Below are 26,365 nucleotides of genomic sequence, written 5' to 3' on the forward strand. Positions count from 1 at the left end.
ATGAGCGGCAAGCCTGCATCTCAGCCCGGACTTCGCCAGACCATGTCATGGCTGCACACCTGGTGCGGCCTGGTGTGCGGCTGGCTGCTCTGCGCCATTTTTCTGACTGGCTCGATCAGCGTGTTCCGTGAGCCCATCACGCTGTGGATGCAGGCAGTGCCACTGGAAGGCAGCGGCCAGCAGCCGCTTTCTCTGAACGAGCGTCTGCAGGCCTTGCGGCTGGCCGAGCAGCACCTGAGCAAGACGGCGCCGGATGCCGGCATCTGGCGCATCGATTTGCCGCTGCAGACCGGGGAGGGCGTCAAGGTATTTGCGCGTTCTCAGGACGGCAAGGTGCAGGCCCGCCTGCATGCGCTGACGGGCCAGGTCCTGCCTGAACCCGCTCTACGTCAGACCGAAGGCGGCCGGCACTTCATGTCCTTTCATTATTCCCTGCAGGGCGGTATCGCGGGCTTCTGGGTGGTGGGACTGGTATCGATGTGCATGATGGTGGCGCTGGTCTCGGGCGTGATCGTGCACCGGCGCATCTTCCAGGACTTCTTCACCTTCCGGCCCGGCAAGGGGCAGCGCTCGTGGCTGGATGCGCACAACGCATCGGCCGTGCTCACGTTGCCGTTTCTGTTCATGATCGTCTACACCGGACTCGCGCATTTCTACACCAGCTATATGCCTTGGCCGCTGCAATCCCTGTATGGGCAGGAGCGCTCGGCCTACAGCCGCTACGAGTCCGAGCTGAAGGCCAGGCTGGAGGTGAGAGCGGCTTCAGATGCACCTGCCGTTGCCGGTGCGGATCTTGTCGGCCTCGCGCAGCAGGCCCAGTCCTTGCTGGCGCAGCCTGTGATGGAGGTGTTGGTGCAGCGACCAGAGCATGGTCGGGCCACGGTGCGTTTCATGGAGGGCAAGCCGGATACGGCGGCGACGCGCCAAATGGTCAATGTCGCCAATTCGGTGACCTTCGATGCCGTTGACGGCCAGCTGCTACTGCAGCCCGCCAATCCGCCGTCCAGTAGTTTCGCAAGCGATACCTATCCCGTCATCAGCGCGCTGCATCTGGTCACCTTTGGTGGCTGGACGATGAAGTGGCTGTACTTTGTACTGGGTCTGATCGGCACCGCGATGATTGCCTCCGGATCGATACTGTTTGCAGTCAAGCGCAGAGCAAAAAACGGTAACGAATGGGGCGTGGCAACGCATGCCATGTACCGTTGTATCGACTCGCTCAATGTGGCTGCGCTGGCGGGCTCGGCACTGGCGTCGATTGCCTATCTCTACGGCAACCGCCTGCTGCCGCTGGCGCTGGAGCTGCGCTCCGGCTGGGAAATCCGCGTGTTCTTTGCCGTCTGGGCATTGAGTCTGCTGCACGCGCTGTTGCGCACAACGTATAAGGCATGGCGTGAGCAGCTATGCGCGCTGGCCTTGCTATGTCTGGGTTTGCCGCTGCTCAATGCCATGACTACAGGCCAGCACCTGCTGCTGTATCTGGCGCAGGGTGACGGCCGGCGAGGCGGGGTGGAGCTGACCTGCATGGGGTTGGGCCTGCTGGTGGTCTGGGGGGCATGGCGGCATGAAAAGTCGCGGCGTAGCAAGAGCGTGCAGCAGCCGCGTGCAGGCCGTGGCGCGATCTCAGGAGGTCTCACATGAAAGCGGCTGCAATGACACAGGCGCAGACAAGGCGCTATCGCTGGGCCGTGCTGCTGCGCGTGTTGATGGCCACGCTGGGCGGCTATGCGCTCACGGCGCTGACCTGCGCCGTGCTGGCCCATGCGCTCGTGGCCTTGGGGTTCATGCAGCGCGCACCTGCCGTGCTGCTGTCCACCTTGCTCAGCTTTGTGATCTACACCGCAATGGCGCTCTGGGTCTTCCATGTGCGCAGCCTGCCGAGGGTGGCGGCATGGATGGCAGGCTCGGCTGCCGTGATGGCGGTCGCGCTGCAGGCGCTGAAAGGCATGGCATGAGTTTCTGGCCGGTGATGATCTGCGTTCTGGCGCTGTGTCTGGCAGGCATGCTGGTGCTGAGCCAGGCCATGGACAGGCATTGCCATCAGATCGTATCGCGAAGTGAGCCCGGGTCTGTGCAGCGGGCCTTGCTGCGCGTGATGGGGGCGGCGCTGATGATGGTGGCTCTATGGCTCTGCACAGGTTACTGGGGTGGCGCGGTGGGAATAGTCGTCTGGCTGGGCGGCCTGAGTGTGGCCGCGCTAGCTGTCGCATGGCTGCTCGCCTATATGCCTCGGCAGGGTGCAATGCTCGCGGCCATGGGCGGCCTGGGCGCCTTGGCGTGGACGATTCTGGCGGAGTCAATGCGATGACAGCGGCCGCCCGGGGATAGACCGAGGTGGTCTATCTGCCCAGGGCAGTCCGCCTGGTTCAGGCGAGGATTCCAGGCTCGGGCCGCCATTCGGCATACCTGCGATGCAGGCCGTTGTGGACATTGCCAATCTGCGCAGCCCTGCAGCTGGCGCAGAATGGAGGCATCTGCCCGTTTTTCACCCGCCCCGAAAAGAATGCCCGCCCATGCATCAAGAGCCAGACTTTTTTCACAACCTCAATGAAGAAATGCGCGACGGCAAGCGCTGGCTGGAACGGACAATAGTGCTGGCCTATGCTGCGGCAGCAGGCCTGAGCGTGGTGGCTTTCACGCTGCTGGCCGAAGCGGCGTTCGGCTTTTTCGAGAGCATCTATCACGGCGTCAACGGCTGGCTGGTGCTGATCTGGATGCCCGCCATCACGGCAGCCGCCGTCTGGGCCACGCGCAAATGGGCGCCGGGGGCCAGCGGATCGGGCATACCGCAGGTGATTGCCACCTTGGAGCCATCGGTCGATGCCGGCTTGCGCAAGCGCTTTGTGTCTCTGTGGCTGTCTTTTGCCAAGATCGTGCTCTCCAGCGCAGGCTTTCTCGCGGGGCTGTCGATAGGGCGCGAAGGGCCGTCGGTGCAGGTGGCGGCCGGTGTCATGCATTCGGCGCGGCGCTGGCTGGGCCCCAAGTCCGTCATCAACACCCACGCCTTGCTCGTCGCTGGCGGTGCTGCGGGTATTGCCGCAGCCTTCAATGCGCCGCTGGCAGGCGTGGTGTTTGCGATCGAGGAGCTCTCGCGCAAGCTGGAGTCGCGCTCCAGCGGTCTCATCATCGCGGCGATTGTGCTGGCCGGTCTGATGGGGGTCTCGGTCTTCGGCAATCTGAGCTATTTTGGTCGAATCCGCGTGGCCGAACTCGGCTGGCGCGACCTGCTGCCCTGCCTGGCCGTGGCGCTGAGCTGCGGCGTGCTGGGCGGCCTGTTCGCCAAGCTCATGACCCATTCGCTGACCTCGTCCACCGAGCGCCTCAACAAGCTCAGGTCGCGCTTTCCCATCCGCTTTGCCGCAGCGCTGGCCCTGCTGATCGCCGTCATCGGCGTGGTCACCGGCGGTGCCACCTTTGGCGCAGGCTCGGAGGCCGTCAAGCACATGCTGCAGGGCGAGGCCGATGTGCCCGAGTTCTATGTCACTCTCAAATTCATCGCCACCTGGCTATCGGCCTGGGTGGGGGTGCCCGGCGGCATCTTCGCGCCCTCGCTGTCGATTGGCGCAGGTGTGGGGAATAACGTGGCATCGCTCGCTGGGACTGCGGATATAGCTCCTGCCTTGATAGCAATGGGGATGGCGGCCTTTCTGGCGGCCGTGACCCAGGCGCCGCTGACGGCTTTCATCATCGTGATGGAGATGGTGGACGGCCACGCTCTGGTGCTGAGTCTGATGGCTTCGGCCATGATCGCCAGCATGATCTCGCGCATGATTGCGAGGCCGCTGTACGAATCGCTGGCCTTGCACATGCTTCATGTGGCGCGGGCTTCCTTGCCCAAGGAGCCGCAGCCCGAGCCTGCGACGGCCGAGGCAGAGACCGCTCAGACGCAGCCCTCCGGCGGGCCGGCCAAGGCAGACACTGAAAGCAAGACCTGCTGAGGCGCCGTCGGCTAGGTGTGGCCGGCAAGGTGTGGCCGGCCCGGTGCAACAGGACATTGCGCCCCGGACTGTCCGTCAGAACCACCACAGCCGTCCGGGGGCGGCGCCGCTCAAGGTGTCGCGTCAGGCTGCGAGGCTTGCATTGTCGATGACGAAGCGGTACTTGACATCGCCCTTGAGCATGCGTTCATAGGCCTGGTTGATCTCGTCGGCACGAATCATCTCGATGTCCGAGACGATGCCGTGCTCGGCACAGAAGTCCAGCATCTCCTGCGTTTCGGGAATGCCTCCGATCATGGAGCCGGCCAGGCTGCGACGCTTCATGATGAGATTGAACACATTGGGCGATGGATGCGGCGTGGCAGGCGCGCCCACCAATGCCATCGTGCCATCGCGTTTGAGCAGGGCGAAGAAGGCATCCAGTTCATGCGGAGCCGCCACCGTGTTGAGTATGAAGTCCAGGCTTTTGGCATATGTTGCCATTTCCTGGGCATTGCGTGAGACGACGACTTCATCCGCCCCCAGGGCTCTGGCATCTTCGCGTTTGGACTCGGAAGTGGTGAATGCGACCACATGGGCGCCCATGGCGTGTGCCAGTTTGATCCCCATATGACCCAGGCCGCCAATTCCCACGATCCCGACCTTGTGGCCGGGCCCCACCTTCCAGTGGCGCAGAGGCGAGTAGGTGGTGATGCCGGCGCAGAGCAGGGGCGCTACCGCTGCCAGCTGCCCGGCAGGATGGCGCACGCGAAGCACATAGCGCTCGTGCACGACGACCTGCTGGGAATAGCCGCCCAGCGTGTGGCCCGGAGCATCTGCGGTCGGGCCGTTGTAGGTTCCGACCATGTGGTCGCAGTAGTTCTCCAGGCCTTCATTGCAATCCGCACAGTGCTGACAGCTATCGACGATGCAGCCGACACCTACGAGGTCACCGACCTTGAACTTCGAGACATGGGCGCCGACGGCAGCGACACGGCCCACGATCTCATGGCCGGGCACGCAGGGGTACATGGTTCCGGCCCACTCCGAGCGAACCTGATGGAGATCGGAATGGCAGACGCCGCAGAATGCAATGTCGATCTGCACATCATGCGCACCAGGGGCACGCCGTGTGATATCCAGTGACTCCAGCGGTTTGTCGGCGCCATGGGCTCCGTAAGCTTTGACAATCACGGCAAACTCCTTTCGTGGTGGTGAAATGCGTTTCGGGACACCGGTCCAGGGTAATGCATGCCGATGTCAGTCCGGGGTCAGGGGAATTCACAGGGCACAGGCAGGCGATCCGGCCGTACCGGTTTTCCGCCCTGCAGGCTTGCCAGATGCCGGGCCAGGGCATCATCGGCGCGCCGTGCGGCAGCGGAGTCGACATGGGTGGCGAGCACCCGAGGAAGCTCCCGCAACTGTTCGGCAGTCAGACCCACATTCATGCTGATGCGCATATGGGCCTGCAGCTGAGCTTCCACCCCGGGCAGGGCGGACAGCATGCCCAGGGTGGCCAGCTCGCGGCTTTGCCAGTCGAGGTTGTCGCGTTCGAAGATGTCGCCGAACAGATGGGTGCGCAGGTATTCGTTTGCGACCGGGGCAAAGTCGAACAGTGGCCCCGAGACGGCTGCGCCGGACAACCGGGTCTGGTTGGCTGTACCGGCGGCCAGCAGTGCATCGCCCTGGGGAATCGCCCGGCCGGGCCTGCTGCCGGGCAGATCCTCGATGCCGCGCTGCTTGCGTGTTTCAAGTGTTTTCATGAATTCACCCAGCGCATTGAGGCTGCGTGGAAAACCGGCATAGGCATAGAGCTGCACCAGGATTTCCTTGATATCGCTGATCGTCAGGCCAGCGTCCAGCCCGCGGTTCAATGCCGCATGCAGTGAAGCCATATCGCCGGCAGCTGCAAAGGCTGCGATGGGCACGATGGCCTGCTGACGCGTCGAGAGTGTGTCTTTGGCGGAACCGTCCATGTTCAGAGCCTCCCGAGAATATGCAGCAGAGCAGCCCAGCACCATGGCCAGGCTCCATGTCAAAGCCTGGCGGCGTGCAGTCCGCGCCATGACCGTTTCAGCGGGCGTTGTATTGATCATCGCTGACCTTCTCCAGCCACTCCACATTCCTGCCGTCCGCCGTGGCACCGGTTACGGCCAGGTGCGTCATGGCCGTCTCAGGGGCTGCTCCATGCCAGTGCCTGACGCCCGGCGGGCACCAGATTACATCACCGGGACGGATCTCCTGGATGGCTTTTCCCCATTCCTGTGTAAGGCCCGTGCCTGCGGTCACCACGAGGTACTGCCCTTTGGGATGTGTGTGCCAGGCCGAACGCGCGCCGGGAGAGAAAGTGACATAGGCTCCGGAGGCATTGATCTCTTCGCTGGTCGGAAACAAGGGCTCTACACGTACCAGCCCTGTAAAAAAACCTTCGGGGCCGGTCATGGTGTTCTGCGTGCCGGCACGTGTGATGCTGGTGCCCGTCAGGGCTTCTTGGGGGGCGGCGACGCCGCTGCCGAGGGCTGCGCAAGCGAGCATGCCGGTCAGTGTCTTTTTCATGGCAAATCCTGTCTTCAAGGGTTTCGCCACTCTAGAAAAATCCGAATTGGTTGAGAAGACTGCAAAATTGGCATTTGCTTGTGCAAGATATTCACCAATGTCCAAGGAAAATCTCAATGACCTGCGCGCCTTCGTTGCCGTTGCCCGGGCGCGCAGCTTCACGCGTGCGGCGGCGCAGCTGGGTTTGTCGCGTTCCGCGCTGAGCCACGCCATGCTGGCCCTGGAAGAGCGCCTGGGAGTACGTCTGCTGACTCGCACGACGCGCAGTGTCTCCACGACCGAAGCCGGGGCGCGCCTGCTGGATACCGTGGCTTTGCGTCTTGACGAGATTGATCTGGAGCTGGGCGCGCTCAGCGCCTTGCGCGACAAACCCGCTGGCACTGTGCGCATCACGGCCCACGACCATGCCATCCATTCCATCCTGTGGCCGCGGCTCAAGCCCCTGCTGGATGAGTATCCGGACGTACAGCTGGAGTTCAGCGTGGACTATGGCTTCACCGATATCGCCGCTCAAGGCTTCGATGCCGGTGTCCGCAGCGGCGACCGGGTGGACAAGGACATGATTGCCGTGCGCATTGCAGAGGACTTGCGCATGGCGGTTGCCGCTTCTCCCGAATACCTGCGGGGGCGGCCCTTGCCGCAAACACCGCATGAACTGACCAGTCATCGGTGCATCAATCTGCGCCTGCCCACGTACGGGGGGCTGTATGCATGGGAGTTCGAAAAGGCGGGAGTGGCTGTCAACGTGCGCGTGAGCGGTCAGGTCACCCTGAACAACACCTTTCTCATGCTGCAGGCTGCGCTCGACGGGCAGGGGCTGGCCTATGTGCCGCTAGACCTGGTTCAGCCACATATCGATCAGGGACGCTTGATCCCTGTGCTGGAGGACTGGTGGCCCATATTTCCCGGATATCACCTCTACTACGCCAACAGAAGGCAGATCTCTCCGGCATTGGCTCTGGTCATAGAGGCCTTGCGTTACCGCGCTCAGGGCGGGTGAGGCGGCATCTTCCCGACGGCGATGGCCGGGTCAGGCAGCGTTGCGCAAGGGTGATGCGAGGCCGTCGCACCATGCTCGTGGTGGGCAAGGTCGAGCCCGTGTTCCTTTCGCTCAGCCGCGCTGCTGGCGGAGCGCGTCCGCCAGTCGCCAGCTTGCAGGGCGGTCTGCTAGCCGCAAGCACCTACATAGCCGCAGGCCGTGCAGAACGCGCAGCCGTCCTTGCGGATCATGGCGTGAGCGCCACAGTCGGGACATTTCTTGCCATTGACCGGGCCATTGCCTTCGGGCGCGGCGGCCGGCGTGGCTGTCGTGCTGGGGGCGGGCTGGGGCAAGCCCCGGTTGGCGATGATGCTCTGGATGGCATAGGCGAGCAGGGCCACCTCGCTGTCGTGCCAGAGCGGGATGCGGCTGCCGTCTTCGCGCGTTCTGCTGCCATAGCGCACGGGGCCTCGGTCCCAGGCCACCTTGCGCAGATCGGCCAGGGCCTTGTCGAGAAAACCTCCGCGCGCGGCCAGGCTCAGGCTGCGCATGGTGGCCGTGATCCATTGCTGGCTCTCGCCGGTCTGGCCCACGGGCATGAAGAACTCGATGGGACGCTCCACGCCATCGACCACCATGAAGCTGACGACGAGGTAGAGACGCCTTATGCCGTCATGCGTGAAGTATTCGATCTTGTCGACCACGGCATTGAGCGGTCCCTCGGGGCGGCGCTCTATCACGGCTGTCATGCCGTTGAAGCCTGAGGAATTGATAGCGGCTTGCGCTTTATCAGTGGGCGTTTGAGAGGTTTTTGAGGCAGATTCTGTGGAGAGCACTGCACCCAGTGTGTCGTTCGGGCGGTAGGTGGCGCAGCCCTTGAGACCGGCTTCCCAGCATTCCATATAGAGGTGCTTGAAGTCCTCGAACGGGTAGTCGGCCGGGATGTTGACGGTCTTGGATATCGAGGTGTCGATAAAGGGCTGGACGCAGCGCATCATGGCCACATGCTCGCTGGCGCTCAACTCCAGCGCACTGACAAAGCAGTCGGGCAGCAGTGCCTCGTCGCCGTGCATGGCCTTGTACAGGCGGTAGGCATGGTCCTGTACGGTGTAGAACTGTTCGCCGCCATCGGCCGTGCGCTTTTTGCGTGTGTAGGTCCACGAGAAGGCGGGCTCGATGCCGTTGGACGCGTTGTCGGCGAAGGCCAGCGAGACCGTGCCCGTGGGGGCAATGGACAGCAGATGGCTGTTGCGCAGCCCATGTTTTCTGATGTCCGCACGCAGTTCCTTGGGAAGGCGTTTGGCAAAGCCGCTTTTCAGATACTGCTTGGCGTTGAACAGCGGGAAGCTGCCTTTTTCCCGTGCCAGCTCCACCGAGGCGGCATAGGCTGCATCGCGCATATTGCGGGCGATGGTTTCGGCCTGCTGCAGGCCTTCATCGCTGGCGTAATGCAGGCCCAGCAGAATCAAGGCATCGCCCAGCCCTGTGAAGCCCACGCCGATGCGGCGCTTTTGTTGCGCTTCACGCTGCTGCTCGGGCAGGGGCCAGACGGTGGCATCCAGCACGTTGTCCAGCATGCGCACCTGAACGGCGACGGCGGCGCGAAAGGCTTCCAGGTCGAAGAAGGCCTGCGGCGTGAACGGTTCGCGCACGAATCGCGTGAGTATGACCGGGCCCAGATCGCAGCAGCCGTAAGGCGGCAGGGGCTGCTCGCCGCAGGGATTGGTGGCGGCAATCTGCTCGGCATACCAGAGGTTGTTGTCGGCATTGATGTTGTCGAGGAACAGAATGCCAGGCTCGGCAAAATCATAGGCCGATTGCATGATGGCGTCCCAGAGCGTGCGCGCAGGCTGGCTTTGATAGACCCACAGCCCGTCTTCACGGCGATGGGCTCCGGCCTGTATCTGGGCATCGCTGGGGCTGGCGACATGGAACAGCTCCCATTCGGCATCGTCCCTGACCGCCTGCATGAAGGCGTTGCTCACACCGACCGAGACATTGAAATTGTTCCAGCGGCCTTTTTGACGTTTGGCGGTAATGAACTCCAGCACATCGGGGTGGTCGATGCGCAGCACGCCCATCTGTGCACCGCGTCGCGCACCCGCCGACTCCACCGTGGTGCAGGATGCATCGAAGACATCGATGAAGGAGCAGGGCCCTGATGCATTTGAATTGGTGCCGCGCACCAGCGCGCCGCGCGGGCGCAGATTGGAAAAGTCATAACCCACGCCGCCGCCGCGGCGCATGGTCTCGGCCGCCTGCGACAGCGCCGTGTAGATGCCGGGGTTGCCTTGGGTGTCGAAGCCATTGGTGGCATCGGCGACGGGCTGTACGAAGCAGTTGATCAAGGTGGCCTTGGTGTCCAGCCCCGCAGCCGCCATGATGCGACCGGCACCGATGGCGCCGAGTTGCAGATTGTGCAGAAATTCTTGTTCCCAATGCGCTTGAAGCTCGGGCTTTTCAACGGCGGCCAGGGCACGTGCCACGCGGGCAAACAGGTCTTGTTCGGATTGCTCGCCGTCGGCCAGATATTTTTCGGCCAGGACGTCCTGGCTGATGGCCTGGGGAGGGAGTGTGTTCATGGCATGCCTCATGCTAAATGCAGTTCAAATGCAATTCGACTTTGTAGCGCAGACCGCCTGGAAGTGACGTGACGCAGCGCAACATCCGCGGGACTCCAGCTGGCCAGAGGCTGCCGGTGGCAGCTCGGGCCTGTCCCAAAATTGTGACAGACCCTTTGGCTCGGGAGTCCATGCGCTGGCAGTCGCTGAAACCCGGCGACAGGGCCGGGGTTGGCATGCGGCGGCCCGTCTGCTCGGGCAGGGCCTAGCGAGGGGTAGGTGCGCGGGTCTGAACCACCTCGCCCTCAAAGCGCGCAGCGGCATTCACGACCGCCATCACCGATGCAGTGACGATGTTCGCATGCATGCCTACGCCAAACCGCGAGCCGGGCACGCCAGGCCAGGCGGCTTCGACGATGGCAAGCGCGCAGGCGTCGGCGCCGTTGCCCAGGCTGCGCTCCTCATAGCTGTCGATGCGCAGCGGCAGCTCCAGCGCCGCAACCGCGGCAGCGATAGGGCCGTTGCCCATGCCGCTGCTTTGCCTGGACTGTCCGTCGGCATCGTGCCAGTGCAGCTCGACACCCTGGCCTTGCTCGCTGTCGAACAGCCGGTGGCCCTGGTAGCGCAAGACAGGTGACTGGGCATGGGCATGCAGATAGGTGGCTTCGAACAATGACCAGATCTGCGCGCTGCTCAGCTCGGTTTCGCTGCTGTCGGCCCAGGCCTGGACGATGGCGCTGAATTCGATCTGCATGCGCCTTGGCATGGTGATGCCCCAGTCCTTTTGCAGCAGGAAGGCAATGCCGCCTTTGCCGGACTGGCTGTTGACGCGCACGATGCTGTCGTAGGTGCGTCCCAGGTCCTGCGGGTCTATGGGCAGATAGGGAACGCGCCAGGGAGCATCAGGCTTTTGCGCCGCAAAGCCTTTGGCAATCGCATCCTGGTGCGATCCGGAGAATGCCGTGAACACCAGGTCGCCCACATAGGGGTGGCGTGGATGGATGGGCAGGGCCGTAGAGGCTTCGGCAATGCGTGCCACGGCAGCGATGTCGGAAAAATCCAGGCCGGGGGAAATGCCCTGGGTGTAGAGGTTCAGGGCCAGGGTCACCAGATCCACGTTGCCGCTGCGCTCTCCGTTGCCAAACAGGCAGCCCTCCACGCGTTGGGCGCCGGCCAGCAGGGCCAGCTCGGCGCAGGCCACTCCGGTGCCTCTGTCGTTGTGGGGGTGTACCGACAGCGTGACATGTTCGCGTCGTGCCAGGCGCCGGTCCATCCATTCGATCTGGTCGGCAAACACATTGGCAGTGGAAACCTCCACGGTGGTCGGCAGGTTGATGATCATGGGGCGTTCGGGGCCGGTATCCCAGGCGGCAATGGCGGCATTGCAAACGGCCAGGGAAACGTCCAGCTCGGCCATGCAAAAGGTTTCCGGGGAGTACTGCAGCACCCATTCGGTTTCGGGGTGCTGCTCGGTCAGTTGCCGGAGGTGGCGCACATGGTGCTCCACCATGGCAATGATCTGCGGCACTTCCATGCCAAAGACGATTTCGCGGAAGGCCGGGGCTACGGCGTTATACAGGTGCACGATCACGCGGCGTGCGCCCGTCACGCTGCGCACCGTGGTGGCAATCAGGTCCTCGCGCAGCTGGGTGATGACCATGGGCGTGACGTCTTGCGGAATCAGCTGCGCGTCGATCAGGTGGCGCACGATGTCGAAGTCGGTCTGGGAAGCGGAGGGAAAGCCGATTTCAATTTCCTTGAAGCCGATGGCGACCAGCTCCTGGAACAGCCGCAGCTTGCGCTCGTGGTTCATGGGCTCGAACAGAGCCTGATTGCCGTCGCGCAAATCTGTCGACAGCCATATGGGCGCTTGCGTCAATGTACGGCCAGGCCATTGGCGGTTGGGCAGGTCCACAACGGGAAATGCGCGGTATTTGGTAGAGGGATCAGCCAGCATAGAGACCTTGGAGTAGTTGAAACGATGATCTGGTCTCCCTGCCCGGATGGGGCTGGCTAAGGTCGGGGTCTGGGGAGACCGGAGAGGAACCATGCGCAAGCGCGTGCGTACGGACCCCGACCAGATGTCAGAGCCAGTAGGCATAGCGGAAGCGGGTGGCGGTGTTTCACGGCAAGGTGCTTGATGGAGTCAGTGCGGCTACTTTAAGTCGCCAGAGGTATAGACTTCTATCGATAGATATTCATTTGTTGTAGGAATTTGGACATCTCATGGGTTTTGCCTCCCCCGAGCATGGCGCGCATGCGCTGGATTTGCATCATGCCCAGGCCTCGTCACTGCCTGTCACGGGCGTGGAGCAGCGCTATCCGCCCGGTCATGTGGTGCCGCAGCACAGCCACGCGCGCGGCCATCTCATTTATGCCTCGGAAGGCGTGTTGCTGGTCGAGTCCCCCTGCGGGCAATGGCTGGTTCCTCCTACCACTGCTGTGTGGCTGCGCCCGGGCATGCTGCACCGGATCACGGCGACTACGGCGGTGCGAGCCTTTGGCCTGTTCATTGAGGAGGCTTGGTCGGAACGCCTGCCTGCCCGGGACTGCGTCCTCCATGTCTCGCCGCTGGTCAGGGAACTGATGGCGGCGCTTGTCGACTTGCCCCATCAGGGGCCGCATCGCCCGCGCGATGCGCTGCTGGGCAATCTGCTGCTGGAGGAGTTGCAGGCGCTGGCGCCGCTGCCGTATTACCTGCCATGGCCGCAAGACATGCTGATGCGACGCATCTGCGAGAGCATGCTGAGTGCACCGGCGCAGCGCACCACGGTCGAAGCTCTGGCCCGGCAGCACGCGCTGACACCCAAGACGCTGCACCGTCGATTTCTGAAAAGCACCGGGATGAACTGGGGCCGGTGGTATCAGCAGATGCGGCTGATGTCTTCCATCCCCCAGTTGCTGCGGGGCATGCCCATCACGACCGTGGCGCTGGAAAGCGGCTATGAAAGCCATAGCGCCTATTCGGCGGCTTTCCGCAAGCAGTTCGGCCGTCCGCCGTCGGAATTCGCAGCTACGGCGGACAGAGCAACGTTGCGTTAGCCGGTGCCTGCCAAGCCAACATCTCTTTGCTTCCAAAAAAAATAGCTTCCAACGCTTTTTCATCAAGCGCTGGAAGCTATTTTCAAGAGAGGAGCGGATCAGAGCTTCTTTACCAGCACCTGGCTCTTGCGGCCCCAGTTGTACTTGGCCTTGCGGGCCTCCGGCAGCCATTCGGGCTCCACGGGCTGAAAGCCGCGCTTGATGAACCAGTGCATGGTTCGTGTGGTCAGCACAAACATGGTTTCGCAGCCCAGGGCGCGGGCGCGCTGTTCGATGCGTTTGAGCAGCTTCTCGCCATCGCCCGTGCCCTGGCTCTTGGGCGAGACGGTGACGGCGGCCATTTCGGCGGTCTTGGCTTCGAGATAGGGGTGCAGGGCGGCACAGCCGAAGATCACGCCATCGTGTTCGATGACGGTGTAACTGGCGATGTCGCGTTCGATCTCGGTGCGGTCGCGCTTGACCAGCGTGCCGTCGCGCTCGAAGGGTTCGATCAGTTGAATGATGCCGCCCACGTCGTCGATCGTGGCCTCGCGCAGTTCTTCGAGCTTTTCGTCAATGACCATGGTGCCGATGCCGTCGTGCACATAGATCTCCAGCAGCAGCGCTCCGTCGGTCGAAAAGGGCAGGATATGGCTGCGCTCCACGCCATGCTCGCAGGCGCGTACACAGTGCTGCAGATAAAAGCCCACATCGGTAGGTTGCTGTGCAGGCGGGAGTTGGGCCAGCAGGCGGCGCGCGGCGTCCAGCGGCAGCTCGGTATCGATAGGGTTGTTCTCGTCGGCCGGGCCGCTGGGGTCCATGCGCACTCCGGGCACTTCGGTCAGGAACAGCAGCTTGTCGGCCTTGAGTTCGATGGCCACGCGGGTGGCCACTTCTTCCATGCTGAGATTGAAGGCCTCGCCCGTGGGCGAGAAGCCGAAGGGCGAGACCAGCACCATGGCTTCGGAGTCCAGGGCGCTGCGAATGCCTTCCACGTCGACCTTGCGCACCAGGCCGGAGTGCATGAAATCCACGCCGTCGACGATGCCCACGGGACGGGCTGTGAGGAAGTTGCCCGAAATCACGCGTACGCGCGCACCGGCCATGGGCGTGTTGGGCAGTCCCTGGCTGAAGGCGGCTTCGATCTCGTAGCGCAGCTGGCCGGCCGCTTCCTGGGCGCAGTCCAGCGCGATGGAGTCGGTGACACGCATCCCGTTGTAATAGCGCGGCTCCTGGCCCTTGAGGCGCAGCTGCTCGTTGACCTGGGGGCGGAAGCCGTGCACCAGCACGATCTTGACACCCATGGCCTGGATCATGGCCAGATCCTGGACGATGGAGCTGAGCTTGCCCGCATCAATGGCTTCACCGGTCAGGCCCACCACAAAGGTCTGGTGTCGGAACTTGTGGATATAGGGAGCCACAGACCGGAACCAGGGAACAAAGGTGAAATTGAAGACGGTGGACATGGCAGTGCGCGAAAACCTCGAAATCGGGGAAAAAAAGGCCTGCGTGGGGGATTACGCAGGCCTGCGGCGCAAAGTGTAGCGGTTACTAGCGTGCCTGAGCTAATTGCTGCGTGGTTTTATGCGCGCTGATCGCACAGTTTGTGGCTTTTGTGGCGCGATGTTTTCAAAAAATGACGACTTGTACCCAGGAGCAGCTCCCCGGGGCTGCGCGGAAATCCATATGCGGCAGCTACGGACGCGGGCTTGCCGGCCGTGACAGGCCAGGGTCTCACCCTGTCGTGCATTGGAGCCCTAGTTCCAGTTGTCGATCTTGGTGTCCTGGGGAGACGGGCTGCCTTTGCCGGTCTCGGCCAGAGCTCTGAGGCTGAGCAGGAAGACGGCCCATTTCATGCTGCAGTGGGCGGTGAATTCGACCGTTTCGCGCCAGTTCCGGTGGCCGAACAACAGGATGGTGTAGCCGTCCTGGCGGCTCAGCTCGAAGGTCGCCTCCGTACCTATCCATTCTTCGGGCCCTTCCGTGAAGCGCCAGCGCACGCTGTGCTCCGTCTCCGACATGACGAGGTCGAAACAGATTTTTCCGAGCTCCCGACCGTCCTGGTCGGTGAAGCGCGCGCTCATCGCGACTTCGGGCCCCGCGCTTGCGCTCATCTCCCGAGTCCACCAGCCGGCTATACCTGCAACGGAAGAGATCGCCTGAAAAACATCGCCGACAGGCGCTCTGATACCAATTCTATGAATGATGTCCACCATGTCCTCGGTCTCCTCGTGGATTCAGATGGCCCGACGATACCGATAAATCGGCGCCAGCCATACAGCAGTTCCACCCGCAAGGCCAGGTGCGGCAGGCACAGGCAGCGCAGGCTCAGGGGCGTGAGAACACTTCCACCCTCGCCGGGGGCAGATTGCCCCACACGGTTTCGCGGTCTATGCGCTTGAGGCCGGCGCTCTGCCAGGCGGATGCGCCAAACAGCGAGTAGGTGAACTGGATCACCCGGCCATCGCTGGTCAGCGAGCGCGCCCAGGTGTCGGTGATCTTGTGCACTGACTGATGGGGCAGTGAGCGAAGCGGCAGGCCCGAGACTACGGCCTTGACCGCTGCACGACCGAGAATCGAGGGCCAGTCACCGGCGTCGGCATGAAAAACGCTGATCTGCGGGAATCGCTCGGACAGGTAGCTGGCGAACGAGGAAGACTTTTCTATGATCACCAGTCTGCCGGGTGCGATGCCGCTGCGCAGCAGTGACTCGGTGATGACTCCTGTTCCTGCACCAAGCTCCACCACCAGACCCTCGTCTCCGCCACCCACCAAAGAGGCCATGGTATTGCCCAATCGCGCCGAACTCGGGCACAGGGCACCGATCTCGCGGGGAGACCGTATCACTTCGTTCAGCAGCATGAAGTTGCACGACATGTTTTTCATTCAGAGCTCTCCCGGATCTGGCCCATTGTGCGGATGAGTTTGAAATCATCGCTGCAGGAAATATTGAACGCGCTTCGTCAGATAGATGGAAAAAACGGTAACAACGCCGCTGCCCAGCATGTCCACCAGATAGTGCCCGCCGTTGATGGGCGTGGAGATCAGCATCAGGATGTTCAATGCGAGCACCCAGCGAAAAAGCCGGAGCTGTCTGTAGGCATGGATGAGCAGCAAGGCAATCGTCGTGTGATAGGAAGGGAACGTGACTATGCCTTTCAGATCCCCGAATGCGAACTCGCTCAGGCTTCCCTCCCTGAGCGCCATGAAGTGAGGCAGGTGCACGGCGTTCTCCAGCCCGACGGAGTGGAAGAAGAGAGTCCCTCCGGCAGGCAGCAGCCCCGATAGCAGGGCCGTCAGCATCAAGGCGATGGAAGACGACCACCACAGCTCCTCGTTTCTGTCGTGTCTTGCGCAGTGCGACAGGTAGATGATCGAGAAAAAGACTTGCAGCAGGCCGCTGAAATAGGCCAGCGTGAGCACGGCCCTGAGAAGCGGGTGTTGCTGGGCAAAGCCATAGAATGCCAGCCAGTTGAAGCCCAGCGCCTGATCCAGTCTGGTGAACTGGGCGTCGAGCAGCGGCAGGTTCAGGGTCGCGAAGATATAGGTCAGTATGGCGCCGATCAGCGCTGTCACTATCCACAGGGCTGCGTAGAACGACATCTCGGACAAGGCCAGGCTACGTCCCGAATATCCATAGATCCAGCTGATGCTCAGCAGGATCAGAGTCGTCCAGAACACCGGCTCGGTGCCGGAAAAGACAAGCGGATGGGCATGTATCCACAGCGCTTCTCCGAGAGCCAGGGTGGCCAGGAAAAGCATGGGGGCGAGCTTTCGGGGACTGGTCTGCTGCCAGCCATTGACGGTTCCCTGCATCAAGTTCATCGCAAGCTCCCTTGTGGATCCATTCGATCGTCCGCGAAGGCCGGCCGCTGCGTACCCAGGCCTGGGTTGTCCCTGCCTGGCGGCATGCCCGGGTCGCCAGGGGACTGCCGCAGTGGTGCGGCAGTCCGGGCGCGGCCTAGGCGCTTCCCGCGATCATGGGCAGCACCATGCGCAGCAGTCTGATGATTGCCGGGCCGAGAACCACCATCACGATGGCGGGGAAGATGCAGGTCACCAGCGGCAGCAGCATCTTGGTGGGGATCTTGGCGGCCAGTTCCTCGGCACGCATCTGACGCTTGTGGCGCAGATCGTCCGAGAACACCCGGATGGAGTCGCCGATGCTGGTGCCGAAGCGGTCCGCTTGCGTCAGCATGGCCGTGAAGGCGTGTATCTCGTCCACTCCGGTACGGGCGGCCAGGTTGCGCAAGGATTTCTCGCGGGTGCTGCCGGCGCGCATTTCCAGATTGGTCCAGTGAAGTTCCTGGGCCAGGGCTTCGCTTTTGATACGGATCTCGGCAGTCACCTTGCCCAGCGCCGCATCCAGTCCCATGCCTGCCTCCACGCAGACCAGCATCAGGTCGGCGGCATCGGGGAAATTCTCGAAGATCTCGCGCTTGCGGCGTGCGGCCATCCAGCGCAGCACCAGATTGGGCAGATAGCAGGCCACAAGCCCGGTGACCAGCGGATAGAGCAGCAGCTGCAGGCTGTCTGTCGTGCCTTGGGCCAGCATCAGCGAATAGACCAGGAACATCATCACCAGAGGCAGCAGCGTCTTCGCGCCAAAGTACAGCAAGGGCGCGTTCTCGTGGCGAATGCCGGCATTCAGAAAGCGCAGGCGCAACGGGGTGGCATCACTGCCCGCAGTGGGGGAGGAGAGGTGGGCGAACGGGCCCACCAGCTTGACCGCAGTTTCTGTCCAGCTGCCGGACAGAGGGGCTGGGCTCAGCTCTTGCAGGCGCTGTTCTGTGACCGTGGGCGTGACCCAGAAGAACAAGGCTCCTGCAGCCAGCATGAGGGCAGCGAAAGTGAGCAGGGCGACGATTAACATGGCGGACTCCTTGCGGTTGGGATGCACTCATACCCGTATGCGGACAATGCGGCGCAGCATCAACATGCCTATCACCATGAGTCCGGTCAGCCATTGCAGAATGACGATGCCTATGGGGTCGGTCCACAACGTGGACATGAATTCCGGATTCACGAAATTGAGCAGGGCTGCCAGGGCAAAGGGCATCAGCCCCAGGATCCAGGCCGACATTCGTCCTTCGGAGGACAGAACCCGGATCTTGGCGTGAAGCTTGAGCCGCTCGCGGATCAGGCGGCTCAGATTGCTCAGCATCTCGGTGAGGTTGCCGCCCGATTCGCGCTGTATCAACACGGCGACGATGAAGTAGCGCAGATCGGTGATCGGTATTCTTTCTCCGAGATTGTTCAAGGCCTGCTGCAGCGTTGTGCCGTAGTTGATCTCGTCGTGCACGAGGCGGAACTCGCCGGCTATGGGCTCTGATAGCTCTTCTCCGGCCATCTGCAGGCCTGCCGAAAATGCGTGGCCGGCGCGCAATGCCCGCGCAATCAGGTCCAGCGCTTCGGGGATCTGGCGCTCCAGCAGGCCCAGACGCTGATTGCGCTTGCGCTGCAGGTACAGCCATGGCAGGCAGCCCAGGACGGCACCGGCAAGTAATACCAGCTCCATGGGAAGATGGAACATGCTTGCGGCCAGTGCCCCCAGGAAAAACAGTATCCCGATGCCGAGCAGCAAACCGGAAACCGTCCATTCCAGGCCTGACTGAACAATCACGCGGTCCAGCTGGTGGGCGCGCGGCATGCTTTGCAGCATGCGCTGCATCCTGGGCATGTCGCTGAGTACGCGTTCCTTGACCAGCTTGGTCGGATTGCTGTGATCGTCGGCGGCAGACAAGGCCCTGAGGCGGCGTTCCAGCCGCTTTGCCTCAGGGCTCTTGTACTGCTTCCAGACCAGGTGAACGCCTTCGAGCAGCAGGAGCACAGCGGCAAACACCAGCGCAATGATCACCAGGATCGAGTGGGAAGAGAAAAAGGACAGCATGACAGCACCTTTGGGCCGAGTTCATTGATAGTGACGCTCTGGAGCGAAGATGCTGTCAGGCAGCGCAATGCCGAAGCCTTTGAGCCGGTCGGCGAACTTGGGCCTGACGCCTGTGGCATGGAAATACCCCTGGACTTCGCCGCTGGCACCGACGCCGGTCTGGGTGAAGGCAAAGATCTCCTGCATGGTGACCACATCGCCCTCCATGCCGGTGATCTCCTGGATGCTGGTGATCTTGCGCTTGCCGTCGGTAAGCCGCAGCACCTGCACGATCACCGTGATGGCCGAGGCAATCTGCTGGCGTGCGGCCTGGTGCGGCAGGTTGAGGCCCGCCATGCCGACCATGTTCTCCAGACGTGCCAGCGAGTCGCGCGGCGTATTGGCGTGGATGGTCGTCAGCGAGCCTTCGTGGCCGGTATTCATGGCCTGAAGCATGTCCACGGCCTCGGCGCCACGGACTTCGCCGATGATGATGCGGTCAGGGCGCATGCGCAGGGCATTGCGCACCAGCGAACGCTGCGTGATTTCACCGCGGCCCTCTATATTGGGCGGACGCGTTTCCATGCGCACCACATGCGGCTGCTGCAACTGCAGCTCGGCGGCATCCTCGATGGTGACCACGCGTTCCACGGAAGGAATGTAGCCCGAAAGAATATTGAGCAGCGTTGTCTTGCCGGCGCCCGTGCCCCCGGAGATGATCATGTTCACCTTGGCCTTGGCCAAGGCTTCCAGAGTCAGGGCCATGCCTGGTGTCAGGCTCTTGAGGTCCTGGATCAGGTTCTCCATGCGCAGCGGGATGCGTGCAAAGCGCCGGATCGACATCATTGGGCCATCGAGCGCCACGGGCGGAATGACGGCGTTGACGCGCGATCCGTCGGGCAGGCGGGCATCGACCATGGGACTGGACTCATCGATGCGTCGGCCGATACGCGAGACGATCTTGTCGATGATGCGCAGCAGATGCTTGTCGTCCGTGAAGACCACGGGCGTGAGTTCGAGACGACCAAGGCGCTCCACATAGATCTGATCGTGACGGTTGACCAGGATGTCGGAGATCGCAGGGTCGGTCATGAGCAGCTCGAGAGGGCCGAAGCCCAGCATCTCGTGCTGGATGTCGCGGATCAGCAGCCTTCTTTCCAGATCGTTGACGACCGCTGCGTCTTCCTCCAGCAGGCGTTCGGTCATGCCGGCAATCTCCTGCTGCAGCGTCTGCGTGGGCAGCGACTCGAGCGCAGCCAGGTCGAAGCGCTCCAGCAGCTTGGCATGAATGCGCGTCCTGAGTGCCAGATAGGCTGCGGAGTGTCCGTAGTGCGGGGCGGGCGGCGCAGAGGGAGGCGCCTGCGGCGCGGCGACCTCGGGTGTGTCCGCTGCTTCGGGAACAACCTGCAGCGCCGGCTTGGAGGCGCGTGTCGCTGATGTGGCCAAGAAATCTCTGAGTGACATGACGGTCTCCTTGTGCGCTAAGGGATGGCTCATGCCCGGCGGAAGAGCCGGTTCAAAAAGCCGTTGCTGTCTTCCCGGGACTGGGGCGACAGCGCGTCGGCCCAGGCCCCCAGTTCGCGGACCACGGCGCTGTTGCGGCAGGATTCGGCCAGCGGCACTCCCGCATTGATGCTCGCCTGCACCTCCGGCGCGGCGTCGGGAATGCTGCGCCATTGCTGCTCCAGGCCGAGTGCCTTGCGCACTTCGGGCAGGCCGATTTCGCTGCGCCGGTCGACCCGGTTCAGTACCGGATACAGACGGCTTTCGGGATAGCCCAGATCGTGGAACATGTGCAGCAGCTTCTGCGCATTGCGCACGGCCGGCACATTGGGCAGCAACACCGGCACGATCTGCTGGGCCCTGTCGAGCACACGCAGAGCCAGCGGATCGAGCACACGCCCCATGTCGATCAGCACAAAGTCATAGTGCATGCCGGCGAGCTGCAGGATGGCGTCCACATGCAGCGGCTCGACCTCCATGGCATGCATGGCGCTTTCGGGGGCCGCCAGCACATGCAGATGAGGGGTGATCTTGACGGTGCTGGCCGTGAGAAAGGACGCATCGAGTCGATGGATGTCACGGGCCACATCTGCCAGGGTCGAGGCGGGCTTGGCTTCATGCAGATAGGCCAGGGTGTCGCCGAACTGCAGGTTGAGGTCGATCAGCAGTACCGAGTGCTTGCGTGCCAGCATCCAGCCGAGGTTGGTGGTCAGAAAGGTGGCTCCGCTGCCGCCCTTGCAGGGCAGCAAGGCCATGACCTGCCCCTGATGGCGGTCCGCCGTGTGATGCTGCAGCTTGGCGGCGATGCGGTGCACGGCGTCCAGCAGGGCCTGATGCGGAGCCGGTGAAGTCAGTACTTCGCGAACGCCGGCGCGCATGGACTGCAGCAGAAACTCGGGGGTCTGCTGGGCACACAGCAAGATGACGGCGATGTGCGGCTGATGCGTGGTCACATACTCCACCGGCGCCAGGTCGGCCGGCTCGCAGCACATGCCGTCCACGATCATCAGATCGGGCCGGTGCTGCTCGGCAATCGAAGGCATGCGTGTCTTGCCGCCTTCGAAGGTCTGAACCTGGTGCGATTGCTCCTGCAGCACACGGGCCATCTCCTGAAGATGGGTGGTGTTGGGAGAGATGATGGCGATTTTCATGATGTAGGCACCCCTGGTTAGCTTGAGCAGGCCGTGCTGCTGTTGATGTCCTGGCGCATGACTTCCCGGGGCAGCGTGCTCGAGAAGCCGGGCATGGGGATGGCCGTTTGCAGGCCCTGACCCACGATGGGTGAAATCCATTGGAATTTCAGTCCCGTGATCGCGACGGTCACGCTTTGGCAGCTTGCCGCGGTGCAGCCGGAGGGGGCCCAGCTGACATTGACGGTGCTCACCTGGGGAAGCAGGGCCTGCATGCGCGCAAGCACCTTGGCCTGCTGGGCCGTGTCGTCGCAGACTGCTGCATAGCGTGCCCCAGCGCGCGCGGCTTCGTTGGCCGCCACCCAGGTGAACAGCATGCGGCTGAAATCCACGATGCCGAACAGAAACATCAGGAAGACCAGCAGCGCCAGGGCAAACTCGACGATGGTTGCTCCGCGCTCCGAGCGAGAGTGACGTGGCGTTTTCATGTCTGTGTCCTCATCGTGGCGGCGATATTGCTCAGCGTCAGGCCGCCGTTGGCGTCGCCCAGTCGCAAGCCGAAGACGCTGGCCGTCATGGAGCGGAAGCGGTAGCCGGTGACGGTCACGGTGACGGTGTTGATCAGCGGATAGGTGCCGCTGGTCTGCCAGGAGCAGCTCACGGCCCCGGTGTTCAGACCGGGCGCCAGAGGCGTGGTGCCCGCCGTGGTCTGGCCGTACACAACCAGATTCTGGGCCTGGCTGCAGCCGGTGTTGGGCAGCTGGACCGAGAGATAGCGCACCGCGTCGCGCACAGACTTGGCGACCGTGTTGTATTCGTAGAGCGCGCGGCCGAATTCGACGACCAGCATGCTCAGAAGGAGCAGAAAAGGCAGGATCAGAGCCAGTTCCACCAGCTCCACCCCCTGTTGTCTATGGTGCTTGGACATGGCGTTCACCTCACGAGGACGGGAACCAGCGGGCCGGCCGAGCCGCCTGCGAGTCCGCTGGTGGTGCAGGGGCTGCCAGTGGCACTGGCATTGCCCAGGTACTCGAGCTGCACGTCATCGACCGGGATCTTCATGGGCTCGAGCATGAGCATGCAGGCGAAGTCGACCACCTTGCGGCTGGTGTTGACGATGGGCACCGTCACGATGCGACGGTCCGCGCCATAGGTTTTGTGCTGGGCCGATGTGGCGACCGAGGAAAAGCCGCCACCCTGCTGTCCGCATTGCGACGGGTTGTTGCCGCAGGGCGTGAACGCCAGGCGCTGGGCGAGAAAGTTGGGCGTGCTGCCCGAGCTGCCGTTGTAGGCGCTGCGACCGGCGCTCCAGGTGCTGGTGTTGTAGATATAGCCGGTGTAGTCGGGCCGGCCCACGCTGGGTCCGCTGGAGTTCTTGTAGATGCCGAACCGGTAGTTCCAGATTTCGACGATGGAAGCCTGAACGCCGGGTGTGCCCAGGGTGTCGCCCAGCTTGCTGCCGCAATGGCCGTTGAGCTCGTCGGCGGTCTCGGAGGCGCTATTGGATCCGTCCAGATTGGCCCAGCCGAAGGTGCTGCCGCCGTTGGACTTGGCCAGCAGGGTGAGCCAGTCTCCCACTGTGTAGCCATAGTCGGGCTTGGTTGCCCCAGGCGTTTTGGCCTGCAGTGCCACGGGAATCGGGCAGGCGCTTTGCGCGCTGGCCCTTGTGGCCACTGCATAGGTGCCCACATTGCCGGTGGCCGGAAAGCTGGCGCTGTTGCCGGAAAAGGCCCCCAGGGCCTTCAGCAGCCACATGCCGATATTGGATTGGGTGTGCGTGCACTGCGAATAGACGGCGGCAGTCGCGCTGGTGGTGCTCAGATAGCTGGCGTCGCGAAAGCTGATATCGGCGGTGGTGATCTGGCCCTGGCCGCTCCAGTTGGCCGACTGCAGGTTCACTCCGTTGAGATTGCCGGCTGCAGCACCGGCGCTCACGGCTCGGGTGATGGCATCCGGCTGCTTGTTGAGTTCGCGCGCCGCGGCCAGCGCGCAGCTGTCAAGTGCCGTCTGCAGCTCTGTCCTGACGATGAACAGGCGCCCGAAATCGAGCGCGATGCCCATGAATCCCAGCAGCAGCAAAAGAGCCAATGCTGCCGTGACGATGATGGCGCCATGCTGCTGGCGCCGTGAATTGTGCCGGCTGCGGCTTCCGGCAGGCCGCACCAGGGTCGGGGCAGGAATGCGGGTGCTCATGATGGCCTCTCATAGGGCGGCAGAACCGGTGAATGATTGCGGGTCAGAGGCGGTCGGCACCGCAGCAGGACTGCTGCGCCGACCCCTTTGACATCGCTCCTAGGTGCAGGTGCCCGTCAGGCAGTTTGTGACTCGTGTGATGAAGTCCGCAAACTTGCCGCCAGCCAGGCCCTGAATCGCCACGACCAGTGCTATGGAGACCACGGCAATGATCAGCGCGTACTCGACGACCTGCGCACCTTCATCGTCCCTGAGCAGTTGCTGCAGACGCAGGCCCGATTGGGTGATGGAGTACATGGCGTTCTCCTGTAAAGGTGTATGTCCGGGACAGCCTTGAGCCGGCTCAAGAGCAGGTTCCGGTTCCCGTCAGGCAGTTCGTGACGCGGGTGATGAAGGAGCTGAAGCCACCACCGGAGGAGGTGAGGGCCTTGAGCGCGACGACCAGTGCGATGGAGACCACGGCAATGATCAGTGCGTATTCGACGACTTGCGCACCTTCATCGTCACGAGCAAAAGACAGCAGGGAATGGCCAAATTGTTGAGCGATATGGGACATGATGAACCTCACAATGTTGATGGATTGAAGACAGTTTCGAAAGGTCGGCGGCTGTGCCGAGGGCTGGCGTGCAAGGCCGGTGTGCGATCGGTGCTCCTTTCGGAATCAATTGGTTGGATGGTGAAGAACCGTGGGCTGTTCAGGGCGTTCCGCCGCTGGCGCCGGCGTTGCTGGTGCTCAGCGAGCCGCCAATGTTGATGACGTTGATGGCCTGAGGCGGGCTCTTGTAGCTTTGCTCGTACCGCTCCATGCTGTGGCGTGTGGCGCGACCGTCCATGCCGGTGGCGCCGTCCACGCCGACTCCGGCCGTCTTGCCCGCTTGGGGGTCTATGGTCATCTGCAGCCGGGCGCTGCGTACGGCTTCGCCAAAGCGGGCGTCGTAGTGCGGTGTTGCGCTGCTGCAGCCCGCCAGCAGGGCGGCGAGGGCCACGGGAAATAGGATGCTGCGTTCGGTCATGGCTTGCCTCCGGTTCAGGTGGGCGGATTCAGGGGAGCAGGGCGGTCGACCGAGGGCTCGGCCGGTGCCTGGGGTTGCAGCTCCTGAGGGGCTGCGGCTGGTGCCGGCATCGGTGTCACTGCGCCGGCAGGCATGGCAGGTGCGGGCGCCGTCTTCTCTGCGGGCGCGGGCTTGGAGCTCTCCAGTGCGCCGTTCAGATAGACCTCGGCGCGTGAGGGCACCACATGGTTGTCGGTGGGCACCCTGGGGGCTTCGGCCAGAGCCTGTACCAGGCGCGGCGTGATGACGAACATCAGCTCGGTCTGATCGGTCTGGAACTCGGTGCTGCGGGCCAGCGCGCCGAGAACCGGTATCTCTCCCAGCCCCGGAAAGCGCTTGATGGCCTCGGTGACGTTGTTCTTGATGAGGCCCGCAATGACCAGGCTTTGTCCGTCATTGAGCTGCACCGTGGTGTCCGCGCGCCTTACCGTGAGCGAGGGAATGACGGAGGTGACGCCGTTGATGGAGGTGAAGGGCGAGCCGGTCTGCGACAGATCAGAGACCTCGGACACCAGTTTGAGGTTGACGCGCGAGTTGCCGAGCACGGTGGGCGTGAACTTGACGCCGATACCGAACTCCTTTTCCTCCAGCGTCATGACCGGCACACCATTGGTATTGGTCTGGGCCACTGGAATGAAGATCTTGCCGCCCGAGAGAAAGCTCGCCTGCTGGCCGCTGATGGCCATGATGTTGGGCTCGGCCAGGATGCGCACCAGGCCGTCATCCTTCTGGCCATCGATACTGATCGAGCCCCTGCCCAGGCGCATGGCGTTCAGCAGGCCGCCGCCGCCGCTCAGGAAGTTGGAGAGGACGGTGTAGCTGTTCTGGCCGTTGCTGGTGACGCGCTGGCCGCTGAGGCTGGAGCCCAGCTTGTCGAGCAAGGTCTTGCTGATTTCGGCAATCTTGACTTCCAGCATCACCTGGTGAGGCGAGGTGGTGCGCAGCAGGTTGACGATCTTCTTGCTGTCGCTGTAGGCGCCGGCCAGCGTCACCACATCGTCCAGGCGCAGCGGATTGCTGATCTCTCCGCTCAGGACCAGGGCATTGTCGGCACCCTGGACGCGGATGCTGCGTTCCTCCGGCATGAGCTCGCTGAGCTTGGCCTGCAGCGGTCCCGGGTCCATGGTGACGATCACATCCTTGATGAAGCAGGCACCCTGGGCGTTCTGCAGGATGACGTTCATGGAGCCAGACTTGCGGCCGCGAAAGAACAGATCCCTGGGGCTGAGCAACTGCACTTCGATATCGCCCATGCCGTTCTGTACCTGCATCTGCGGCTGTCCGTTGGCGGCTGCCTGGCCGGCTCCCGGCGTCTGGCCGCTGACCAGGATGCGCGCCATCGGCGAGTTCAGCGGAATGACCACCGATTTACCCAGCGTGACCGTGGTCGGGTCTTCTGTGTGAATGGCCGTGCAGTTCCTGGCGGGCAGGGTGGTGCGAGGAGCTGCGGGAGCGGGGGCGGCCGAAGCCGCAGCCGCAGTGCCGGGCTGGGCAGCTGTGCCCGCAGACTGGGCCAGCACAGGTGCTGAGCTGGCGAGCAGCATGCTAGCTGCTATATATAAGTGATGGTGTTGCACGGCCGGC

General features: G+C 63.0%; 26 protein-coding genes. 6 read left to right on the top strand and 20 right to left on the bottom strand.

The genetic code is table 11. The features are described 5' to 3' along the window. The 4 genes from DJFAAGMI_RS04395 to DJFAAGMI_RS04410 all read left to right on the top strand — a co-directional run bounded on the left by DJFAAGMI_RS04395 (nt 1) and on the right by DJFAAGMI_RS04410 (nt 3,938). Nucleotides 1–1,641 carry a PepSY-associated TM helix domain-containing protein gene (locus DJFAAGMI_RS04395; protein ID WP_211456088.1) on the top strand — a complete coding sequence of 547 codons (1,641 nt, stop codon included), beginning with the start codon at nt 1–3 and terminating at the stop codon, nt 1,639–1,641. After that, nucleotides 1,638–1,955 (top strand): hypothetical protein, encoded by a 318-nt coding sequence (locus DJFAAGMI_RS04400; protein WP_249333784.1) that lies wholly within the window; start codon nt 1,638–1,640, stop codon nt 1,953–1,955. The genes DJFAAGMI_RS04395 and DJFAAGMI_RS04400 overlap by 4 nt, the downstream gene beginning before the upstream one ends. Then, nucleotides 1,952–2,308, top strand: coding sequence for a DUF3325 domain-containing protein (locus DJFAAGMI_RS04405; protein WP_211456089.1), 357 nt, complete (start codon nt 1,952–1,954; stop codon nt 2,306–2,308). Before DJFAAGMI_RS04400 ends, DJFAAGMI_RS04405 begins: the two co-directional genes overlap by 4 nt. A gap of 205 nt (nt 2,309–2,513) precedes the next feature. After that, entirely contained in the window at nt 2,514–3,938 is a 1,425-nt protein-coding gene (locus DJFAAGMI_RS04410; RefSeq protein ID WP_211456090.1) for a chloride channel protein, read from the top strand. 123 nt (nt 3,939–4,061) lie between these two features. Here the strand turns inward: DJFAAGMI_RS04410 and DJFAAGMI_RS04415 are convergent, their stop codons facing one another. The 3 genes from DJFAAGMI_RS04415 to DJFAAGMI_RS04425 all read right to left on the bottom strand — a co-directional run bounded on the left by DJFAAGMI_RS04415 (nt 4,062) and on the right by DJFAAGMI_RS04425 (nt 6,473). Beyond that, the gene (locus DJFAAGMI_RS04415) at nt 4,062–5,111 is read right to left on the bottom strand and encodes an NAD(P)-dependent alcohol dehydrogenase (RefSeq protein WP_211456091.1); all 1,050 of its coding nucleotides are present in this window, start codon (nt 5,109–5,111) and stop codon (nt 4,062–4,064) included. Nucleotides 5,112–5,188: 77 nt separating this feature from the next. Beyond that, nucleotides 5,189–6,013, bottom strand: coding sequence for a carboxymuconolactone decarboxylase family protein (locus DJFAAGMI_RS04420; RefSeq protein WP_211456092.1), 825 nt, complete (start codon nt 6,011–6,013; stop codon nt 5,189–5,191). Then, nucleotides 5,991–6,473 carry a (R)-mandelonitrile lyase gene (locus DJFAAGMI_RS04425; protein ID WP_211456093.1) on the bottom strand — a complete coding sequence of 161 codons (483 nt, stop codon included), beginning with the start codon at nt 6,471–6,473 and terminating at the stop codon, nt 5,991–5,993. Before DJFAAGMI_RS04425 ends, DJFAAGMI_RS04420 begins: the two co-directional genes overlap by 23 nt. Before the next feature lie 97 nt (nt 6,474–6,570). Here DJFAAGMI_RS04425 and DJFAAGMI_RS04430 point away from each other — a divergent pair, with 97 nt between their 5' ends. Next, the gene (locus tag DJFAAGMI_RS04430) at nt 6,571–7,473 is read left to right on the top strand and encodes a LysR family transcriptional regulator (protein WP_211456094.1); all 903 of its coding nucleotides are present in this window, start codon (nt 6,571–6,573) and stop codon (nt 7,471–7,473) included. 167 nt (nt 7,474–7,640) lie between these two features. On the opposite strand, the gene DJFAAGMI_RS04435 is transcribed toward DJFAAGMI_RS04430, so the two are convergent. After that, a complete protein-coding gene (locus tag DJFAAGMI_RS04435) occupies nt 7,641–10,034 on the bottom strand; it encodes an adenosylcobalamin-dependent ribonucleoside-diphosphate reductase (protein ID WP_211456095.1) in 2,394 nt (797 codons plus the stop codon). Between the two features lie 244 nt (nt 10,035–10,278). After that, nucleotides 10,279–11,970: a 2-isopropylmalate synthase gene (locus DJFAAGMI_RS04440; protein WP_211456096.1), complete on the bottom strand. Its 1,692-nt coding sequence runs from the start codon at nt 11,968–11,970 to the stop codon at nt 10,279–10,281. A 269-nt stretch (nt 11,971–12,239) separates the two neighbouring features. Between DJFAAGMI_RS04440 and DJFAAGMI_RS04445 the strand changes: the two genes are divergently transcribed. Next, nucleotides 12,240–13,055 (top strand): AraC family transcriptional regulator, encoded by an 816-nt coding sequence (locus DJFAAGMI_RS04445; protein ID WP_211456097.1) that lies wholly within the window; start codon nt 12,240–12,242, stop codon nt 13,053–13,055. A gap of 98 nt (nt 13,056–13,153) precedes the next feature. On the opposite strand, the gene argA is transcribed toward DJFAAGMI_RS04445, so the two are convergent. From argA to DJFAAGMI_RS04520, 15 genes are all read right to left on the bottom strand, one after another. Beyond that, nucleotides 13,154–14,500, bottom strand: a complete 1,347-nt coding sequence (gene argA, locus DJFAAGMI_RS04450; protein ID WP_003079639.1) for an amino-acid N-acetyltransferase — start codon at nt 14,498–14,500, stop codon at nt 13,154–13,156. 291 nt (nt 14,501–14,791) lie between these two features. Beyond that, nucleotides 14,792–15,250 (bottom strand): SRPBCC family protein, encoded by a 459-nt coding sequence (locus DJFAAGMI_RS04455; protein WP_211456098.1) that lies wholly within the window; start codon nt 15,248–15,250, stop codon nt 14,792–14,794. Nucleotides 15,251–15,362: 112 nt separating this feature from the next. Then, entirely contained in the window at nt 15,363–15,920 is a 558-nt protein-coding gene (locus DJFAAGMI_RS04460) for a class I SAM-dependent methyltransferase (protein ID WP_211456099.1), read from the bottom strand. 45 nt (nt 15,921–15,965) lie between these two features. Then, entirely contained in the window at nt 15,966–16,859 is an 894-nt protein-coding gene (locus DJFAAGMI_RS04465; protein WP_211456100.1) for a phosphatase PAP2 family protein, read from the bottom strand. Nucleotides 16,860–16,995: 136 nt separating this feature from the next. Beyond that, nucleotides 16,996–17,907, bottom strand: coding sequence for a type II secretion system F family protein (locus DJFAAGMI_RS04470; protein ID WP_211456101.1), 912 nt, complete (start codon nt 17,905–17,907; stop codon nt 16,996–16,998). Between the two features lie 27 nt (nt 17,908–17,934). Further along, the gene (locus tag DJFAAGMI_RS04475; RefSeq protein ID WP_211456102.1) at nt 17,935–18,924 is read right to left on the bottom strand and encodes a type II secretion system F family protein; all 990 of its coding nucleotides are present in this window, start codon (nt 18,922–18,924) and stop codon (nt 17,935–17,937) included. Nucleotides 18,925–18,945: 21 nt separating this feature from the next. Next, complete coding sequence (locus tag DJFAAGMI_RS04480) at nt 18,946–20,367, bottom strand: TadA family conjugal transfer-associated ATPase (protein ID WP_211456103.1); 1,422 nt, start codon at nt 20,365–20,367, stop codon at nt 18,946–18,948. 29 nt (nt 20,368–20,396) lie between these two features. Then, nucleotides 20,397–21,557 carry a CpaE/TadZ family protein gene (locus tag DJFAAGMI_RS04485; RefSeq protein ID WP_211456104.1) on the bottom strand — a complete coding sequence of 387 codons (1,161 nt, stop codon included), beginning with the start codon at nt 21,555–21,557 and terminating at the stop codon, nt 20,397–20,399. Nucleotides 21,558–21,574: 17 nt separating this feature from the next. Further along, a complete protein-coding gene (locus DJFAAGMI_RS04490) occupies nt 21,575–22,024 on the bottom strand; it encodes a TadE/TadG family type IV pilus assembly protein (protein WP_003055604.1) in 450 nt (149 codons plus the stop codon). Beyond that, nucleotides 22,021–22,464, bottom strand: a complete 444-nt coding sequence (locus DJFAAGMI_RS04495; protein ID WP_043003030.1) for a TadE/TadG family type IV pilus assembly protein — start codon at nt 22,462–22,464, stop codon at nt 22,021–22,023. Before DJFAAGMI_RS04495 ends, DJFAAGMI_RS04490 begins: the two co-directional genes overlap by 4 nt. Before the next feature lie 5 nt (nt 22,465–22,469). Then, nucleotides 22,470–23,729: a pilus assembly protein TadG-related protein gene (locus DJFAAGMI_RS04500; RefSeq protein WP_043003000.1), complete on the bottom strand. Its 1,260-nt coding sequence runs from the start codon at nt 23,727–23,729 to the stop codon at nt 22,470–22,472. Nucleotides 23,730–23,828: 99 nt separating this feature from the next. Further along, nucleotides 23,829–24,026 (bottom strand): Flp family type IVb pilin, encoded by a 198-nt coding sequence (locus DJFAAGMI_RS04505; protein ID WP_211456105.1) that lies wholly within the window; start codon nt 24,024–24,026, stop codon nt 23,829–23,831. 46 nt (nt 24,027–24,072) lie between these two features. After that, entirely contained in the window at nt 24,073–24,285 is a 213-nt protein-coding gene (locus tag DJFAAGMI_RS04510; protein WP_211456106.1) for a Flp family type IVb pilin, read from the bottom strand. A gap of 139 nt (nt 24,286–24,424) precedes the next feature. Then, nucleotides 24,425–24,742, bottom strand: coding sequence for a hypothetical protein (locus tag DJFAAGMI_RS04515; protein WP_211456107.1), 318 nt, complete (start codon nt 24,740–24,742; stop codon nt 24,425–24,427). Between the two features lie 14 nt (nt 24,743–24,756). Beyond that, nucleotides 24,757–26,325, bottom strand: coding sequence for a type II and III secretion system protein family protein (locus tag DJFAAGMI_RS04520; protein WP_211456108.1), 1,569 nt, complete (start codon nt 26,323–26,325; stop codon nt 24,757–24,759). Between the last annotated feature and the right edge of the window lie 40 nt (nt 26,326–26,365).

The organism is Comamonas brasiliensis (assembly GCF_018292285.1).
Classification (GTDB): Bacteria; Pseudomonadota; Gammaproteobacteria; order Burkholderiales; family Burkholderiaceae_C; genus Comamonas; species Comamonas brasiliensis.